The 18,658-nt window shown below is 47.9% G+C and carries 14 protein-coding genes and 1 other annotated feature; all 14 genes read right to left on the bottom strand.

The annotated features are described in order from the left end of the window. Window positions 1-70 precede the first annotated feature (70 nt). On the bottom strand, window positions 71-1,390 hold the full coding sequence (gene murC / locus ACR1R9_RS02395) for a UDP-N-acetylmuramate--L-alanine ligase (RefSeq protein WP_246317970.1): 1,320 nt from the start codon (window positions 1,388-1,390) through the stop codon (window positions 71-73). Window positions 1,391-1,446: 56 nt separating this feature from the next. Then, the gene (locus ACR1R9_RS02390) at window positions 1,447-2,823 is read right to left on the bottom strand and encodes a bifunctional folylpolyglutamate synthase/dihydrofolate synthase (RefSeq protein WP_433921828.1); all 1,377 of its coding nucleotides are present in this window, start codon (window positions 2,821-2,823) and stop codon (window positions 1,447-1,449) included. 77 nt (window positions 2,824-2,900) lie between these two features. After that, on the bottom strand, window positions 2,901-5,567 hold the full coding sequence (locus tag ACR1R9_RS02385; protein ID WP_433921829.1) for a valine--tRNA ligase: 2,667 nt from the start codon (window positions 5,565-5,567) through the stop codon (window positions 2,901-2,903). A 58-nt stretch (window positions 5,568-5,625) separates the two neighbouring features. After that, window positions 5,626-5,905 (bottom strand) — a binding site (T-box leader). A 158-nt stretch (window positions 5,906-6,063) separates the two neighbouring features. Then, the gene (locus tag ACR1R9_RS02380) at window positions 6,064-7,539 is read right to left on the bottom strand and encodes a LysM peptidoglycan-binding domain-containing protein (RefSeq protein WP_433921830.1); all 1,476 of its coding nucleotides are present in this window, start codon (window positions 7,537-7,539) and stop codon (window positions 6,064-6,066) included. 136 nt (window positions 7,540-7,675) lie between these two features. Continuing rightward, the gene (locus ACR1R9_RS02375; protein WP_433921831.1) at window positions 7,676-8,584 is read right to left on the bottom strand and encodes an RluA family pseudouridine synthase; all 909 of its coding nucleotides are present in this window, start codon (window positions 8,582-8,584) and stop codon (window positions 7,676-7,678) included. Next, window positions 8,581-9,885, bottom strand: coding sequence for a glutamate-1-semialdehyde 2,1-aminomutase (gene hemL / locus ACR1R9_RS02370; protein ID WP_076290785.1), 1,305 nt, complete (start codon window positions 9,883-9,885; stop codon window positions 8,581-8,583). The genes ACR1R9_RS02375 and hemL overlap by 4 nt, the downstream gene beginning before the upstream one ends. Window positions 9,886-9,997: 112 nt before the next feature. After that, window positions 9,998-10,999 carry a porphobilinogen synthase gene (gene hemB, locus ACR1R9_RS02365; protein ID WP_079696601.1) on the bottom strand — a complete coding sequence of 334 codons (1,002 nt, stop codon included), beginning with the start codon at window positions 10,997-10,999 and terminating at the stop codon, window positions 9,998-10,000. Between the two features lie 107 nt (window positions 11,000-11,106). Then, a complete protein-coding gene (gene cobA / locus ACR1R9_RS02360) occupies window positions 11,107-12,669 on the bottom strand; it encodes a uroporphyrinogen-III C-methyltransferase (RefSeq protein WP_433921832.1) in 1,563 nt (520 codons plus the stop codon). A 4-nt stretch (window positions 12,670-12,673) separates the two neighbouring features. Continuing rightward, window positions 12,674-13,630 (bottom strand): hydroxymethylbilane synthase, encoded by a 957-nt coding sequence (hemC, locus tag ACR1R9_RS02355; protein WP_099858122.1) that lies wholly within the window; start codon window positions 13,628-13,630, stop codon window positions 12,674-12,676. A 2-nt stretch (window positions 13,631-13,632) separates the two neighbouring features. Then, window positions 13,633-14,283: a precorrin-2 dehydrogenase/sirohydrochlorin ferrochelatase family protein gene (locus ACR1R9_RS02350; RefSeq protein ID WP_076290789.1), complete on the bottom strand. Its 651-nt coding sequence runs from the start codon at window positions 14,281-14,283 to the stop codon at window positions 13,633-13,635. A 5-nt stretch (window positions 14,284-14,288) separates the two neighbouring features. Then, window positions 14,289-15,116, bottom strand: a complete 828-nt coding sequence (gene ccsA / locus ACR1R9_RS02345) for a cytochrome c biogenesis protein CcsA (RefSeq protein WP_371121670.1) — start codon at window positions 15,114-15,116, stop codon at window positions 14,289-14,291. A 14-nt stretch (window positions 15,117-15,130) separates the two neighbouring features. Beyond that, complete coding sequence (gene hemA / locus ACR1R9_RS02340; RefSeq protein WP_076290790.1) at window positions 15,131-16,519, bottom strand: glutamyl-tRNA reductase; 1,389 nt, start codon at window positions 16,517-16,519, stop codon at window positions 15,131-15,133. 576 nt (window positions 16,520-17,095) lie between these two features. Continuing rightward, complete coding sequence (locus ACR1R9_RS02335) at window positions 17,096-17,686, bottom strand: non-ribosomal peptide synthetase module (RefSeq protein ID WP_076290791.1); 591 nt, start codon at window positions 17,684-17,686, stop codon at window positions 17,096-17,098. Between the two features lie 267 nt (window positions 17,687-17,953). Next, window positions 17,954-18,607: a ribosome biogenesis GTP-binding protein YihA/YsxC gene (gene yihA / locus ACR1R9_RS02330; protein ID WP_076290792.1), complete on the bottom strand. Its 654-nt coding sequence runs from the start codon at window positions 18,605-18,607 to the stop codon at window positions 17,954-17,956. Window positions 18,608-18,658: the final 51 nt, after the last annotated feature.

Raw genomic sequence — 18,658 nt, 5'->3', positions numbered from 1 at the left:
CTGAAACATTCCATTTCATGCAAAAAAACCGCCCGCTTCGCAATGAAGTCAGACGGTTTTACAATTGTAATTAATTCAACCCTTTGGCAAGTGTATCGCCAACTTTCCAGATATCACCTGCACCCATCGTGAGCACAAGATCGCCTGGCTGAAGACGGTTCTGCAAATCTGCAACAACTTCTTCCTTTGTCGGCAGATAACGCGCAGAAGCATTGCTGTTTTGAACAATGAGTTCAACCAGTCTAGCCGAGTGAACACCTTCAATCTGTTTTTCACCCGCAGGGGAATAGATATCGGTAATGAGAACCTCATCCGCTTCTGCAAAGGCACGACTGAACGCATCAAGCAGGAAGAACGTACGTGTGTAACGCTGAGGCTGGAATACCGCAATAATACGTTTCCCCGTTGCTTTGGCCGCACTGATTGTAGCCTCAATTTCAGTCGGGTGATGAGCATAGTCATCAATAATCAACATATCACGTGCTTCACCCAGCACCTGGAATCTGCGTTTCGCTCCATGGAACTGGATAATAGCGGCTGTAATTTTCTCAAATGGAATACCTGCTTCGAGACAGGTAATAACCGTAGCCATGGCATTATAAACGTTATGTTTACCTGGGACTGACAACTCCACCGTACCCAACACATTGTCCTGATGGCTCATCGTGAAGGAAATTCGGCGGTCGCCAAGCACGATATCTGTTGCCGTATAATCAGCAGCATAATCAATGCCATATGTGGTTACCCGTGATTTCAGCTCAGGCAAAATGGCTTGAACATTCTCGTCGTCAGCACACACAATGGCCGTGCCTTCTGGACGAATCTGACTCAGGAACTGCACATAAGCCTTTTTGAGTTCCTCAAAATCACTATTGTAGTTCTCAAGATGATCTGCTTCAATATTCGTTACAATACCGAGCCAAGGGTGATACTGCAAAAATGAACCGTCGCTCTCGTCTGCCTCGGCAACGACCCAGTCGCCTTGGCCTGCCTTGGCGTTGGTCCCCACGTTCATGATTTCCCCGCCAATGATGTATGTCGGGTCTGTATCACATTTATCCATAACAAGTGCAATCATGGATGACGTGGTTGTTTTGCCATGAGCACCGGCTACAGCCACACCTTTGCGCTCGTTCAGCAAACGTGCGAGCATCTGGGCGCGATGCAGAATCGGGATGTTCAGCTTTTCAGCTGCCACCCGTTCCACATTATCAGCTGGAGCTGCCGTAGAGTAGACAACCAGGTCTGCCCCATTTACGTGCTCTGCCGTATGTCCGATATATATTTTCGCTCCCTTGGCTGCCAGCTTCTCGGTCAACTCCTGTGAAGCGACATCCGATCCGGTAACGGTGTATCCCATCTCAAGCATAACTCTCGCGATGGCACTCATGCCATATCCGCCAATCCCTATAAAATGAACGTGTTCCGATGTATTTAACAAAACTTTCACCAACCTTTTTCAGAATCGGTTTGATGCAAAAGGGCTGCCCGCACATCTGCAATCAGGTACAATGTGCCGGACACCACCCCCAGATCTTCCGCTTCCGTCCGTGACTTCAATAGATCAAGTGCCTTTGCCCATTCGGGCTCGACGATGATTTCCAGCTCCGGTTTCGCAATGGCGGGACGTACCCGTTCGACGAGCTGCAGCAATTTGGCTGCATCCATTTTGCGTCGGAAATCTGGCTCGGTCAGGATCAGCGTATCCACTAGTGGCAGTATATGCTGCAAATACGCTTCGTGATGCTTATTCGCCAGCATGCCCATCATCAAAATTAACTTGTTGTGAGGATATACGTCGATAATGCTCTTGGCCAGCGATTCGGCCCCCTCAGGATTATGTGCACCATCCAGAATAATGCGGGGCTGATCAACCACTTTCTCGAACCGTCCTGCCCAGAAGGCATGTTCCAGTCCAAGCGCAATATCTTCATCATCCAGCATAAATGCCATGTATTGGCGAAGCAACTCCAGTACCATAAGTGCGCCCGCTGCATTGTCGCATTGATGTACACCCTGCATGCGAATACGAGCGTCCAGATCACGGAACGGTCCTGTAAAATGAAAAGATTGTCCGTTCTCATCACTGTCCAGTCTATGATAGGAGAAACGATCTCCCGCCAGATACACGGTTGAACGCAGCCGCTCTGCCGTCTCCTGGATCACCTTCACAGCCTCTGGCTGCGTGGCACAGGTAACAACGGGTACCCCCGCCTTAATAATACCTGCCTTCTCTCCAGCAATCGCCTCAATCGTATCTCCCAGTACATCCGTATGGTCCATACCGATATTAGTAATGACCGATACCACGGGTGTAACAATATTCGTTACGTCCATCCTTCCCCCGAGCCCTGTCTCCCATACCACAATGTCCGGGTAGCACTCTTCCGCATAATACAGAAGGGCGATTGCTGTAGACACCTCAAACATCGTAGGTGATCCAAGGTGAGTTGAAGCCATCTCTTGAACCAATGGATAAAGCCGGTTTGAAAGTTTGAGCAACGTTTCTTCCGGGATATCCTCACCGTTGTACTGAAAACGGTTTGTGAATTTGGTGATATAAGGGGATGTAAATGTTCCAACATCATATCCCGCCTGAAGGAGCACTGACGTCAAAAAAGCGCAAGTCGAACCTTTGCCGTTCGTTCCCGCGACATGAATAAATTTGAGACGCTGGTGAGGATTGCCCAGCAATGACATCAATCCCTCGATTCGTTCCAATCCAGGTCGGATGCCAAAAGGAATAAGGCCATTGATCCAGTTCACAGCCTCGTCATAGGTAAGTAAAGGAGATGCTATTTCTGTCCCGTTAAGTTCCGTCATATGATTCACCTTTGGTTTGAGTTTGGTTGAAAAAAGCGGCCGGATGGCGCAGAAGCACTCCATCCGACCCGAATATATTAACCTTTCAGTTCCTTGATTCGTGCAATCACCTTATCCCGTTTATCGGAATAGTCCGCTTGTTTGGCGCGCTCTTCTTCAATAACTTTGGCAGGAGCCTTGGCAACAAAGCCTTCGTTCGCCAACTTTTTCTCCACACGGAGTACTTCGCCCTCAAGGTTCTGCAACTCTTTCTCCAGACGAGCCACTTCCTGATCAATATCAATAAGACCCGCCAGCGGCAAGTACAGCTCAGCCCCAGTAATGACAGCAGTCATTGCTTTATCCGGTGAGCTCAGATCCAGGCCGCTGTCGAACTCGGACGTATTACAGAAACGTTTGATGTAATGGCTGTTGCGTTCAATGATGCTGGATGTCTCTGCGTTGTTCGCTTTCACCATTAATTCAATTTTCTTGCTCATTGGTACGTTTACTTCTGCACGGATGTTTCGCACTGCACGAATGGTATCCATAAGCAGGTTCATCTCGGCAACCGCTTCTGGGTTCTCCAACGCAGGGTCATACACCGGCCAGGAAGCCAACGTAATCGTCTCGCCTTCATGCGGCAGATGCTGCCAGATCTCTTCCGAAATGTACGGCATGAACGGATGAATCAGGCGCATAGTCTGATCCAGCACATAAGCAAGCACCGATTGTGTTTTCTTCTTGGCAACCGGATCTTCCCCATAGAAGGACAACTTTGCAAATTCAATATACCAGTCACACAGGTCATCCCAAATAAAGTTATACAGCAAACGGCCTGTTTCTCCAAATTCATATGCTTCGATTAGACGCGTAATATCACGAGAAGTTTCGTTCAGGCGGTGCAAAATCCAGTAATCCGCTGTTCCGAGGTCTCCACTAATATCACGATCTTCATAGGTGAACCCTTCCAGATTCATCAAAGCGAAGCGCGATGCATTCCAGATTTTATTGGCAAAGTTACGAGCCTGTTCAACCCGCTCCCAGCGGAAACGGAGATCCTGACCCGGAGTGCTGCTTGTAGAGATCATGTAACGCATTGCATCTGCACCATATTTCTCAATCACATCCAACGGATCAACACCATTGCCTAGCGATTTGGACATCTTCCGTCCGTCTGCATCACGAACAAGACCGTGCATCAGCACATCCTTGAACGGAACCTCTTCCGTGAACTCCAGAGCGGTAAAGATCATACGAGCCACCCAGAAATAAATAATGTCATACCCTGTTACGAGCACACTTGTCGGGTAATAACGTTTCAGATCTTCCGTATCTTCCGGCCAGCCTAATGTAGAGAATGGCCATAATGCGGAGCTGAACCATGTATCCAGAACGTCTTCATCCTGTCTCAGCTTGCGTCCAGCGTATTCTGGCAATGTTGTCGGATCTTCAGCAGATACAATAACTTCTCCAGTCTCCTCGTCGTACCAGGCAGGAATACGATGACCCCACCACAATTGACGAGAGATACACCAGTCACGAACATTCTCGATCCAGTTCAGATACGTTTTCTCAAAACGATCCGGAACAAAATGAACCCCTTCACCGCTTTGTTGCTTCTCAATCGCTTTTTCCGCGAGTGGCTTCATCTCAACAAACCACTGTGTCGACAAATACGGCTCAACGACAGCTCCTGTACGTTCGCTGTGTCCAACCTGATGCGTATGATCCTCGATGTTGATCAATACGCCCTGTTCTTGCAGGTCGGCAACAATCTGCTTACGGCATTCGCTGCGATCCAGTCCCTGATATTTGCCTGCTTCGGCATTCATCGTACCCGTCTCATCCATCACCGTAATCTGTGGCAGATCATGACGAAGGCCCACTTCGAAGTCATTCGGATCATGAGCAGGCGTAATTTTCACGGCGCCGCTTCCGAAATCTTTATCCACATACTCATCTGCAATAACCGGAATTTCGCGTCCGATAATAGGCAGAACAAGCACCTTGCCAATCATATCTGCGTAACGCTCATCCTTCGGATGAACAGCAACTGCCGTATCTCCCAGCATCGTTTCCGGGCGAGTTGTCGCTACTGTAACATACCCACTTCCGTCTTTGAGCGGATAACGCAGATGGTACAAGTGACCCTGAACTTCTTTATATTCAACCTCAATGTCGGACAGTGCAGTCCGGTTCACCGGGTCCCAGTTAATAATTCGTTTGCCTCGATAAATGAGGCCTTTTTCATACAGTTGAACAAACACTTTACGTACAGCCTGGGATAGACCTTCGTCCAGTGTAAAACGTTCACGCGAGTAATCGAGCGACAAGCCCATTTTGCCCCATTGCTGACGAATGGTTGTTGCGTATTGATCCTTCCAGTCCCATACCTTCTCCAAGAACTTTTCGCGTCCCAGATCATAACGAGTCTGACCTTCTTCACGCAATTTCTGCTCTACTTTAGTTTGTGTAGCAATACCTGCATGGTCAGAACCCGGCAGCCACAGTGCATCATAGCCCTGCATCCGCTTGGTACGAATCAGAATATCCTGCAGTGTAAAATCGAGCGCATGCCCGATATGGAGCATTCCGGTTACGTTCGGGGGTGGGATTACAATCGTATAGGGTTCAGCATCTTTACGCTGACCCGCCTTAAAATATCCATTTTCCATCCAAGTGGAATACCATTTTTGTTCCGCAGCTTTCGGATCATATGTGGTTGGCATTTCTGTTGCAGCTGAATTTTTTTGTTCAGACATGTGTCATTCCTCCGTTACTTATTCATCATCGCCAAAAAACAAAAAAACCTTTCATCCATCAAAGGACGAAAGGTTAGCTTTCGCGGTACCACCTTTGTTTCACGCAGATAGAAAGATAGACTACCGCTTCTATACTTACGTGACACTTCAAGCAGATAACGGCTGCGACCGGCCCATCCTACCTTAGGAATGAATGATACTAAAGTTACTCATCCCTTGTATTCAAACAGGCAACTCCCGGGCGACTTCGATCAGTTGGTTCCTACGGAATTTCCCAGCGCTACAATTCCGCTCTCTGAAAGGTCATACTGTCTACTACTCCCGATCCACGTTGTTCTTCAAAAAACCTAAACACATCATACCCTGCCCGTGCCCGATAGTCAACCTGACAACAGCGGAAAAAGCGCGCTGCAATGCAGGTTGAGGGCAGACAAAGCAAAAACCCGCCATCCTCAAGGGATCACGGGTCGAAATGGTGATTAAACCTGCCTACAGGTTAAGGGATATATAGAATTTGTCCTTCTTCCACAACCTGTTCGGAAAGACGATTATACAACTGGAGCTCTCGGGTACTTAACTGATATCGGTCTGCAATGGTATCGAGCGTCTCTTCACGCTGTACAATGCATAACTTTACTTTACGGAACGGGGTCTGGTCGACAATGGTGCCGAGAAACAGGTTCTTCCACTCGACATCTTCAGGCTGATATGCTTCCTCCTGCAGGACTCCAGCAAGCGCCTCTTGCTCTCGTTCTGCCTCCGCCTCCCGTGTTACTCTGCCAGAGGATAACAAGGAGGAGATGCCAACGCCCTCTTCCTGTTTGGGTGCAGATTCTCTCTTGCTGCCAAAAGCAACCTTAAGCTCCGGCTTGTCTTCCGTCTCAGCCACAGGTTCAGGGATAAACGATTCTTTTTCAGCGGGCTCATTCGTCTCTACCGCTTCAAGAGGAGGTCTGTCTTCCTCCGAAATTTCCGATTCAGACGCTGCAAAGACATCCTGCCAGTTCTCTGACTGCGAACTTGCCGGAACATCTGCAACTGCGTGCTCCTCCTGCTTTGGTTCAGATCGAGCAGATTCAAAATGCCATACGTCTGGTGCTGCCAGTTCATCCGAATGCTGCAGTTCCAGTTTGGAATCGGCCTGCTCCGAATTCCTTAAGTTCGTATGTAAGGTCTCGACGGAAGGCTCGGACCAAACAGACTGCTCTTCAGCCAGAGGAAGCAAAGGCTCAGATTCAGGGTAAGAAGCCAACCTGTCGGCTGTCTCCGCCAAAAAAGACGAAACTGGAGAAGGCGTATCGGACAACACATTCGCTTGCGCTTCATCCTCCTTGTCCCTCAAGGACGAGGACTCTTCGTTTTCAGCTACTATTTTGCTTTGCTCCGCGTTCCCATCCCCTTGCTGCCAGGACTGAAACGGTTCGGAAGAAGCTTGAAATAGATGTTCCTGCTGCAGCTCCTCTTCGCTCCGTTGAAGCAGATACTCCTGAGCAAAAGCATTGGGATAGCTGCCTGTCTGCTCTGTTTCAGCGGAACGGTCGCCCTGCTGAGGGTCGGGCGAATGTACAACGGTAAACTCATCTGCTGACCAGACCTGCGGTTCCTCCACGGGAAAGCCCTCAATACCGCGAAGTGACAATACCCCTGTAATGTTTAGACTTCGGTTGGATAACAAATCTACATCAAAATTTTCGATCTCAATGGAAATATCCTCAAGCGATCTTACCCGGTTCAGGGGTACCGTGATCTCCACCGGAATAAAATGTTTGAGTTCCTCCGAGATCTCGTTCTCTCCCCGATACGCACCTGTTAGCAAAAGATGGCCTCGCAATGTTGCATGATCATCCTGACCTATCACCTGAATGCGGGGATATAACTCAATTTCCTCCAGTTCCTCAATTGCAGGGACTCCCTCTGACAAATGAACGCGCTCATAAATATCGAACCGCAAACCATAAGGTTGATTCAACAAAGGTGGCGTCCTCCTTTCGGCATATGTTCACCATGATCCTTCTCATGGGACTGATCCATGGTCCAAATCCTTCGTTACCCCATCTATATGCCTTGAATGAGATGAGCATGCCACCTTTTATGCAAACCTTCCCAGTTTATTGGTCCTTGCCTTTACGTTGTGCCAGTTGTTCGAAATCCTGTGGCCAAGGGTCTGCCACTTCAATTCGTGCCCCTGTCAGTGGATGACTAAAAATCAGTGTCTCACCGTGGAGCGCCTGCCGACCAATAGAATCCCTTCTGCCTCCGTATAACTCATCTCCAACGAGGGGATGTCCCACATAACTTAAATGCACCCGAATCTGGTGTGTGCGCCCTGTATCCAGTGTCAGCCTGATAAGGGTCGCCCTATCCCATACCTCCACGATCTCTACGTGAGTTACAGCGTCCTGCCCACCTTCAGAGACACGTCTGCGCTGCTTGTGATGCCTGTCCTTCCCAATCGGAGCATCAATCCTATTCAGCTCCATGGATATCTTACCGCCTGCAATGGCGACATAATGCCGTCCAATGTCTTTACGCCGCATGGCTTCATCCAGTTTGGTGAGAGCAAAAGCATTTTTGGCATATAAAACAGGCCCAGTTGTGTCCTCATCCAGACGGTGAACATGGCGTACATTCGCCTGAACCCCATTCATTTCGTAATAGGAGGCCACCGCGTGATCCAGCGTAATTGCTTGATCCGTCCGGCTTCCATCGGGATGAAGCTTCATTCCGGCCGGTTTGTGCACAACCAGACAGAAGTCATCTTCATACAGGACATCGATATCCGCCCAACGCGGTTCAACATCGATCGGCTGAGACGCAAAAAGGGCCAGCCGAAGCCGGTCCCCTGCGAGTTGTATGCCCTGGTTGGTCTTTAGCTGACGCAACATTTTTTCTGGTAACTGAAGCTCAGACAAGAGCCATTGTTCTGCAGCCGTTTGCCTGTCTGAACTGCCTGTCACCGCTTTGCCTGGCATCAGCTCAAGCCATTCCCCACGGCGTTTCCAACTTTTAATGGTCATAGTGATTGAAGAGCCTTACGGTTCGCCTCAATCGTATCGTCAATATCCTGCTCCGTATGCACGCCAGAGACAAACATACCTTCGTATTGGGAAGGAGCAACACTTACACCCTGATCAATCATGGCCGCAAAGTAACGACGGAATTGATCCAGATTGCTTTCTTTGGCAATATCATAATTCGTAACTGGAACTGCACTGAAAAATGGACATACCATCGAACCAACACGGTTAATGGTTATGGCTACGCCGGTCTCCGCTGCATTCTTTTCAAACCCGGCCTGCAAGCGTGCAGACAATGTCTCCAGACGATCATAGACCTCCGGTGTCAACAATTTGAGTGTGGTATAACCTGCTGCCATAGCCAGCGGATTACCGCTCAGTGTACCTGCTTGATAGATTGGTCCGGTCGGAGCAATCTGTTCCATCAGATCACGTCTGCCGCCATAAGCGCCAACCGGAAGCCCGCCACCGATTACTTTACCCAGACAAGTCAGGTCAGGTGTAACGCCATATCGTCCCTGTGCACAGTTCAACCCTACACGGAAACCAGTCATGACTTCGTCAAAAATGAGCAAACTGCCGTATTGCGACGTCAAATTGCGCAGGCCTTCAAGGAAACCCGAAACGGGTGGTACAACTCCCATATTACCTGCAACAGGTTCCACAATGACGGCGGCCAGTTCTTCACCATAACGTTCAAAAGCAAGCTTCACCGACTCCAGGTCATTGTATGGGACCGTAATCGTATTTATAGCCACACCTTCAGGAACACCCGGGCTGTCAGGCAGACCCAGTGTTGCTACACCAGATCCTGCTTTGATCAATAAGCTGTCGGCATGCCCATGGTATGATCCTTCAAACTTCAAAATTTTACTGCGTCCGGTTACACCACGTGCCAGCCGAATCGCACTCATGGTTGCTTCCGTACCGGAATTCACCATTCGTACAATATCAATCGAAGGCACACGCTCACAGACGAGTTTAGCCATCTCTGTCTCCAGCAGTGTTGGCGCACCAAAACTTGTTCCTTTAAGGGCTGTCTCACGCAAAGCTTCTACAACGTCAGGATGCGCATGTCCCATAATAAGCGGACCCCAGGATCCCACATAATCAATAAAAACATTGCCATCAATATCATAAATTTTGGAGCCTTCTCCGCGCTCTGCATAGATTGGGGTAAGCCCGACCGATTTGAACGCCCGAACGGGACTGTTCACACCCCCAGGTATGTACTGCTTGGCTTCTTCAAATGCGCTGCGTGAGCGCTCATCATTGCGACGAGTTCCTTGTTGTGCAGTCATGAACATCCTCCTTAGTGATGAGGCCCCTCCATACCTATTGGAGGAGCCTATTATATAATTTTGATAAACCATAATCCGCTTTGTTCGTCCTTGCTGTTATGGGAGCAAGCTATTATTTCTCGGCCAACCAACGTGAAGCATCTTTTCCGTAGTACGTAATAATCATATCTGCACCCGCACGTTTCATACTCAGCAGAATTTCCATGGCCACTTTTTTCTCATCAATCCAGCCTTGAATCGCAGCTGCCTTCACCATGGCATACTCTCCACTTACGTTGTAAGCAACCAGTGGAAGATCGAATTGGTCCTTGATCGTACGCATGACATCCAGATAGGACAGTGAAGGTTTGACCATCAACATGTCCGCTCCTTCGAGCACATCGGTTTCGGCTTCACGCAATGCTTCACGAGCGTTCGCCGGGTCCATCTGATACGACTTGCGATCTCCGAATTGTGGCGTGGAATCCGCAGCTTCGCGGAATGGACCATAGAATGCCGACGCATATTTTACGGAGTAGGACATAATCGGAATATGACTAAAACCATTCTCATCCAGTCCGGCACGGATCGCTTGGACAAATCCATCCATCATGTTGGATGGTGCAATGATGTCCGCTCCAGCTTTGGCCTGGGATACCGCTGTTTTCACGAGCAGCTCCAGTGATTCGTCATTGAGAACATCTCCGCAAATGTGACCGTCCACTTCCACGGTGTGCACCATACCACAATGACCGTGATCAGTGAATTCGCACAGACAGGTATCAGCCACAACGAGTAGCTCAGGATACCAGGACTTAATCAGCTTCGTTGCTTCCTGTACAATGCCATCTTCAGCAAATCCAGACGAACCAACACTGTCTTTGGTTTCGGGAATACCGAATAAGAGCACAGCCGGAATACCCAGATCGGCAATCTCCTTCACTTCTTCCTGCAGACGATCCAGCGAGAAGCGGAATACGCCTGGCATCGATTTGATTTCAGATTTTACATTTTCACCATAAGTAACATAGATAGGTTGGATAAAGTCATCCACAGTTAAATGGGTCTCTCTCACCATATTGCGGATACCTGTGGATTGACGTAAACGGCGATGCCGCACAATTGGAAAACTCATACGTGTGAAACCTCCCTGAATAGTGATGTGGAGCAAAAAGCGAAGCGCGCCGGTATCGTAACGAATTCAGCACGCTTCATCTATCGATTGCGGTTCAATTTATATGTTTAACGGGGAAATGCAGCTTCTGTGGCAGGCTTTCGTTTCCACTCAGACAACACAGAAATCAGACTCTCAATGGTTGCTTCTTCAGCCATCATTGTGACCTTCAAGCCTGCTGCTTCTGCCGTCTTCGCTGTAACAGGCCCGATACATGCAACCTCTACATTTTCCAATAAAGGCAAGGGGTCCTGCAATCCCATCCGTTTCAGAATGCTCATAAAATTGGTGACGGTAGATGAACTTGTGAAGGTCATCGCATGAATGCCGCCCTCTTCAAGCAGCTTCAGCAGTTCATCGTCATCCTCACCAGCCAGAATGGTGTCATAGATAATCGCCTCGGTAACCAGAAGTCCTCGTTCCCTTAACTGTTCAGGCAACCAGGAGCGTGCGAGATCTCCATGCGGTAAAAGAACCCTTTGCCCTTCCTTCAGTTCACTTTCAAAAGCTTCAAGCATACCTTCGGCCTGAAATGGTCCTTGAATGACTTCCGCTACGATACCATACTTACGCAAAGCATCCCCAGTTGAAGGCCCCACCGCCGCAACTCTCGCTTGATGAATGGAGCGAATATCTTTCCCCTGTTGCTGCAAATGACGGAAGAAGAATTCCACCCCGTTTACACTCGTGAAAAATACCCAGTCAAACGTATTTAACGCACCAAAGGCCTGTTTGACACTTTCCTGTGCCGACTCCCCTGATGGCATCACGGTCTCAATTACCGGAAACTCGTAAGGTTCACCGCCAAGTTCCTCGATCCGGTTCACCAATTCACTAGCCTGACTGCGTGCCCGCGTTACCAAAATGCGTTTGCCAAACAGCGGCAGTGCTTCCGCCCATTTCAACTGTTCGCGCTGGTTCACCACCTCACCAACTACAATGACAGCGGGTGGTTGAAAATTCGCAGCGATGACTTTTGCTTCGATATCTTCAAGCGTACCTGTGATCGTATCTTGCTCTGCTCTTGTGCCCCAGCGAATCAATGCCACTGGTGTTTGCGCCGGGCGTCCGTGACGAATCAACTGTTCGCTGATATATCCAATTTTGGATACGCCCATCATAAATACCAGTGTACCTGTTGCATTCGTCACTTTATCCCAATGAATACTGCGGTCAAGCTTGTCCGGACTCTCATGCCCCGTAATGATGGAAATAGAGGAAGCATAGTCGCGGTGGGTCACAGGTATTCCAGCGTAAGCAGGTACACTTATTGCAGAGGTTACGCCAGGTACGATTTCAAAAGGAACGTCGTTTTTGCGCAGCAGATCAGCCTCTTCACCCACGCGTCCGAATATCGTCGGGTCTCCCCCTTTAAGCCGGACCACAACTTTGCCTTCCAGTGCGAGATCAACCAGCAGCTGGTTGATTTCTTCCTGCTTCATCGTATGTCGATCCGGCCGTTTACCCACATATATCTTAACCGCGCCGGGCTTCATTTGTTTGAGTAATCTTGGACTAGCCAACCGATCGTAAACAACAGCATCCGCTCGACCGATCGATTCCCAGCCTTTTACCGTAATCAGCTTGGCGTCACCTGGACCTGCACCAACCAAAAAGACCTTCCCCACCATGTCTTCATCCCCTAACTTCTGCCAGTATCTGCTCTGCTCCCCGTTCAATCAATCTCCAAGCCACTTCTTCTCCAAGACGAACCGGATCTTTGCCCGTCATCGCTTCTTTAAGAATCAGTCCACCGTCTGGCGTACCGACCATACCTGTTAATTGTAACGTGTTTTGTCCATTCGGGGAATCTGCATCTTGCTGTGGCACCCATACGGCATGAGCTCCAATCGGAACCTGACAGCCCCCATTCAACACACTAAGGAAGCGACGTTCAGCCAACACAGGAAATGCGGTTTCCGGATCGTTATACAACTGCAACAGATGGAGCAGTTCGGCATCATCTTCACGGCATTCAATGCCGAGCGCACCCTGACCAACTGCGGGAAGACAAGCTTCCTCTGACAGATACTCCGTAATCCGATCCTGCCAGCCCATTCGATACAAACCAGCGGCAGCCAAAATAATAGCGTCCAAACCTTCTGTCTCCAGCTTGCGCAGTCGGGAATCAATATTGCCACGAAGCGATTCGAGTTGCAAATCCGGACGGTATGCTTTCAGTTGACTAGATCGACGCAGACTGCTCGTCCCCACTCTTGCACCTTCTGGCAATTGATCCAATGTGAGTCCACCATTCGAAATCAGTGCATCACGAGGATCCGCACGACGCGGAACAGCCCCGTTCGTCAACCCTTCGGGCAGCTCAGAAGGCATATCCTTCATGCTATGAACAGCCATATCAATCGTGCGATCCATCATCGCCTGTTCAATCTCTTTGACAAATAGTCCTTTGCCTCCGACTTTGGACAGGGTTACGTCGAGAATCAAATCTCCTTTTGTAACAATTTTATGTACTTCAAAATCAAAAGCTAATCCTTCCCGTTCACAAATATCACGTAAATCTTGAATTACATGGCCTGTCTGGGTCAAAGCAAGTGCGCTTTGTCTGCTTCCCACTTTAATTGTCCGCATGTCTACACGTCCTCCTGATTATGGGATATCCAGTCCCCAATTTGTTCTTCGGTCCACCACTCAAACTGACCTGTACGGATCTTTTCCAGCACATCCATTTCGGTTAAACGACGAAGTAATTTAGCTCTGACACCTGAAGAATATACACGCGCCTTTACTTCCATCCTCATCTGATACAAAAATTCAATATATGTCTCGTACTCATCTCCGAATTGCTGCTCCAAGGTGTCACGAATTTCTGCTGCGGCCACGGGTCCTGCCCCAGCGGTTGATATCGCAATGCTCAGTCTTCCACGCCTGACCACACTTGGTGTAATAAAGGTGCTACGCTCAGAAGATATGGCGTCATTAACCAGTATACCCGCATCTTCAGCTTCTTGGACAACAGCTGTGTTCACTTCACTATGGTCCGTTGCTGCATATACGAGAAAGGCCCCCCGCAAATCTCCATTGCGGTAGGACCGGGCCAGCCATTGAATTCGGGAATCATGATGCAATTGTTGTAACGTTGGCGTAACTTCCGGACTAATCACCTTGATTTGCGCTTCCGCATGAAGCAAACCTTTTATTTTCCGTTCAGCAACACGTCCGCCTCCAACCACGCAGCAGGATTTCCCTGATATATCCACAAATATTGGCGTGTACCGTTCCATCCCCTTCACTCTCCCGTCCAACGATGAAACGCTGAATACGCATTGGATAAAAAACTGATAATGACAAAGCCGTATCCGATCAGCGTCCATCTCGCCATAATAACTGTGGAAAACTGTTTTCTTCTCTTAAAGACGAAATATCCCACATAGATCGCTATGGCCAGTCCCGTTGCAATAACCTTGAGATCCAAGAGCAGGCTCCAGCGCGTTTCAGCTACAATGGACAATACCGCGAGCATGATAGAAACACCAAGAAGTGGTGTGCCTATCAGTGTGGCCCCATCCATATATTTGCCGATCACTTCGAGGCTCGGCAGACGGCGTACGGTATCATTCCATTTCTTATTCTTCAGCTTACGGTGCAAGAACAGATATAACATTGCAAATACAGCACCCACCGTCAGAGCCGCAAAACCAAGATTGGCCAACGTAATATGCATAATAAGCAATCCATGCACAGTCTGCCAGTTATGCAGAGATATCTCACCTGCTGTAAACCACAATCGGTTCAACACCGTAACGGAGAAACCTACCACGTTCAGCAATAAAATGACAAATTCGGAACGCTGAATACGAGTCATTACCAGAGACATCAACACAATACTAAATGAAAAGATAAACAAAAAATCAAACGTGGTGTAGATTGGAAAATGCCCTTCAGTTAACATACGTAAAATGACATGGAACACCTGAAGTGCCCACACAACAACAAGAAACCCTGTGCCTGTCCGCTTCGCCCCCGCATTGCGTCGAATGCAGTCCGAGAAATAGAACAGTAGGCTCAGGGCATACATATAGATTAAAGCTTCATAGATTTGTTCAGCTAGGGTCAAGCTGCCCACCCGCCTTATACGCCTGCCGGAGCATAAGCCGGCACGGGGTCTTGCCGGGAATCGTTAAGATGAACGGCATCCGGTTTGCGCAGAGCCGTCGCATCACTCTGACTTACTTTCTCAGCGGCCACCTCTACTGCATCCTCCAGAGCAAAGATCTGAGTAAACATGCGCAGCGCTTCATCACCGTGCTTGGTACCCGCCATTTCCTTAATCCGGTTAATCGGATCTGTCGTCATTTGATTGACGATGCTTTTCGTCAGACGGCGGATAACTTTACGTTGATGTTCATCCAGTTCAGGCAATTTATTAAACAGACTATCCATCGTCTCTTCATGAATGGAAGCACCTTTTTCCTGCAATGCCCGAATGACAGGACGAACGCCCAAGGTTTTGAGCCATTGATAATAATCTTCCATCTCAAGTTCAATCATTTTCTCGATCTTAGCAGCTTCTACCTTACGCATCTCCAGATTGCTCTCCACGATTCCTTCCAAATCATCAATATCATAAAGGAATACATTGGATAACTCGCCGATTGCCGGATCAATATCCCGTGGAACAGCAATATCAATGAGGAACAGTGGACGCGATTGACGACGCTTCATGCTCTCCCGAACAACAGTGGCATCCAGTACATATCTTTCGGCCCCCGTCGAACTGATGACAATATCAACCTCGTTCAGTCGTTCTAGTGCCTGTTCCATCGTACAAGGGGTCCCGCGAAACTTCGCTGCCAATTCCTCAGCACGCGCAAGTGTCCGATTCGCCACAATGACTTCGGAGGCTCCGTTGGTATACAGGTGTTTTACTGTAAGTTCACTCATTTTGCCGGCACCCAGAATCAGCACCTTCTTATCCGTGAACATACCAAAGATACGCTTGCCTAGTTCTACAGCAGCATAACTTACAGATACCGCACTCTCTCCAATCGAAGTCTCCGAATGTGCCCGTTTGCCCAATGTAACAGCCTGTTTGAACAGCATGTTAAACCAGGTCCCCGTAGCTTTCTCTTCCTGTGCTTTGAAAAAAGCCTGTTTCACCTGTCCAAGAATCTGAGTCTCGCCAATAACCATTGAGTCCAGCCCACAAATGACACGGAACAAATGGCGCATGGCTTGATCATCTTCATATATATATAAGTGTTGCGTAAATTCTTCCCGCGGAACATTAAACCATTGTTCCATGAACGTCCGAATAAAATAACCACACATGTGAAGACGGTCTACCACAACATACAACTCGGTACGGTTACATGTGGCTACGATTACACCTTCCAATACACTCTTGGTCAGCTTGAGCTGCTGCAGCGCTTCAGACAAGTCCTTTTCTGCAAATGTGAATCGTTCCCTAACCTCTACAGGCGCCGTGCGATAATTCAAACCAACGACAACGATGTGCATTGCAAGTTCACCTGCCTAATAAATTTCCAATCAAAGTGTTTTCTACATATGTTCATCCATTTATGATTGACATGGTTAATTATATCACACATCCATAGTATGACTGGGCCATTTTTATGAAATGTTTATGAAATCCCCATGTAAATCATCTTATGCATTGTCATTTATTGTAGTGTCTCACCAATCTTCACCGTTATGCGTTAAATACTTGTTTTAATGATAAAGATTCAGGAAAATCCCATATAAAACAAATAGCCATGGATGGCTCCATGACTATTCAGGTTTGGGATGATCTTCGTTCCATCCCGATATGTGAACATTATTCATGCTGTCGAATTAAATCATGTATAACATTTCATTTGGTTTCATTTCTGGTAATTCCATTTGCAATTCGAGATTAAAAATAACATCTATCCAAAGGGAATGCAACCCCTTTTAGGAAGATCAAAAAATAAAAGATTCGTGTCCATCAAGCTCCCAAAATCAAGAAATCCCCTTTCGCTTCTGCCTGGAATATGCCAGATCAGAGCATTAGGGGATGGTTAGTTAGATACTTGTATAATTCACTCTTTTGAGTCAGTAGGCTTCAAGCTCAAACAGCCGTTTCTGGTGGCGCGCAAGCTTTTCATCAATCTGCTGAACTTGATCAGAAGTAGATGCATCCAATCTTGAATCGAGTAACGAATCAACCTCGGCGTATAACCTGTTTATCTCGCGTTCAATATCTCGAGCCTGGAACACACGTTGCAATTCAAGCAACGTATTTTTGTATTCGTAGATGACACGGGTATTCTCGCCGGTCTGCTCCACAATTTTACGGACAACGCCCTGAGTATAAACATACGTCATGGTGAACTCCTCATAAATGCGATGAACAACGCCATCACCCTTAAAGGTCATAAAGAGCTTCCGAACTACGTTCGTCAGATAATGGTTTACCAGGCGGCAAGATAACTCACAGATGTAAAACCCTTCCCTACGGTCAAAAGGGAAATGAACTTCTTCTCCACTCACATCCACGAGCACAATTTCCTGGCAGCCATTCTCCATCACCTTCACTCGTTGATGAATCCGGCCATCTTCTGTCATGCGTAAAAACTGATGCATCTGGGGTTCTGACAATTTCAAAGTGGCTTTAACATACTCTGTGGCTAATCGCTGAGCCATAAAAATCTCCTCAATTCTTTCCCGATTGTTTTGTCTTCCTGCACTTGTGGCAGTGATCTCAAAATTCTTCAGGTCGGCAAGGCCGCTACTTTGGTACTGTTGGCACAAATGCACCTATACTCATTATACACTACCGTATAGCTATTTCGCCCCAAAATAAAACAATGAATGTTCACGAAAATCCATAAAATATGGATTAATCCTTGATCGCATCAAAGATCCACCCCAGTTGCTCGCTTTCCTGCATCAAAATGGCGTAATCCCCAGTTATCCGTTAATTTCGTTGTCTTCGTGATTTTTCTCAGCCTGTGACTCTTCTTCCACTGTTTCTTGACCGATTCCGGCAAAGCGAGTGATGATCTCCCATAACTCTTCTTTACCTAAACCTTCTTCCGATGAAAACGGTACAAACAGATCGCCAGGACGAAGATCCAAAGCTTCTTTGATGACTTTAATATGTTTGGCTCTACGCGTTTTTGGAATCTTGTCCATCTTCGTCGCAACCACTACCAGAGGCAAGCCATGATGGCGGAGCCACTCATTCATCATCTTGTCATCCTTGGATGGCTCATGTCTCATATCCACCATCTGCATGACCAGTTTCAATTCCTCGCGTCCCAACAAGTACTTCTCCATCATTTTGCCCCAGGCAAAGCGTTGCTCTTTGGAAACTTTAGCGTAGCCATATCCCGGGAAATCGACGAAGTAGAGATCCTGATTGATCTTATAATAGTTCAGTTGCTGTGTCTTACCAGGGGTAGAACTTGTCCGTGCCAAGTTTTTGCGATTAATCAAACGGTTGATCAAAGATGATTTCCCTACATTGGACCGCCCCGCCAAGGCAATCTCGGGCAGGCCGTCCTCGGGGTATTGTTCAGGCCGAACGGCACTGATAATAAATTCGGATTGATTTACTTTCATAATGTATCTGTCCTCTCTTTAACTCCTGTGCTCTTACTTAGAGCTGCTGTT

Origin of the sequence: Paenibacillus taichungensis (assembly GCF_050994985.1) — a bacterium.
GTDB lineage: Bacteria > Bacillota > Bacilli > Paenibacillales > Paenibacillaceae > Paenibacillus > Paenibacillus taichungensis.
This window is presented reverse-complemented; position numbering and strand designations above follow the sequence as displayed.

Coding starts and splice junctions, on each gene's coding strand:
- murC (WP_246317970.1), bottom strand. CDS start 1,390: ATGAGTGCCATCGCGAGAGTTATGCTTGAGATGGGATACACCGTTACC.
- ACR1R9_RS02390 (WP_433921828.1), bottom strand. CDS start 2,823: ATGACGGAACTTAACGGGACAGAAATAGCATCTCCTTTACTTACCTAT.
- ACR1R9_RS02385 (WP_433921829.1), bottom strand. CDS start 5,567: ATGTCTGAACAAAAAAATTCAGCTGCAACAGAAATGCCAACCACATAT.
- ACR1R9_RS02375 (WP_433921831.1), bottom strand. CDS start 8,584: ATGACCATTAAAAGTTGGAAACGCCGTGGGGAATGGCTTGAGCTGATG.
- hemL (WP_076290785.1), bottom strand. CDS start 9,885: ATGACTGCACAACAAGGAACTCGTCGCAATGATGAGCGCTCACGCAGC.
- hemB (WP_079696601.1), bottom strand. CDS start 10,999: ATGAGTTTTCCAATTGTGCGGCATCGCCGTTTACGTCAATCCACAGGT.
- cobA (WP_433921832.1), bottom strand. CDS start 12,669: ATGGTGGGGAAGGTCTTTTTGGTTGGTGCAGGTCCAGGTGACGCCAAG.
- hemC (WP_099858122.1), bottom strand. CDS start 13,630: ATGCGGACAATTAAAGTGGGAAGCAGACAAAGCGCACTTGCTTTGACC.
- ACR1R9_RS02350 (WP_076290789.1), bottom strand. CDS start 14,283: ATGGAACGGTACACGCCAATATTTGTGGATATATCAGGGAAATCCTGC.
- hemA (WP_076290790.1), bottom strand. CDS start 16,519: ATGCACATCGTTGTCGTTGGTTTGAATTATCGCACGGCGCCTGTAGAG.
- ACR1R9_RS02335 (WP_076290791.1), bottom strand. CDS start 17,686: ATGGCTCAGCGATTAGCCACAGAGTATGTTAAAGCCACTTTGAAATTG.
- yihA (WP_076290792.1), bottom strand. CDS start 18,607: ATGAAAGTAAATCAATCCGAATTTATTATCAGTGCCGTTCGGCCTGAA.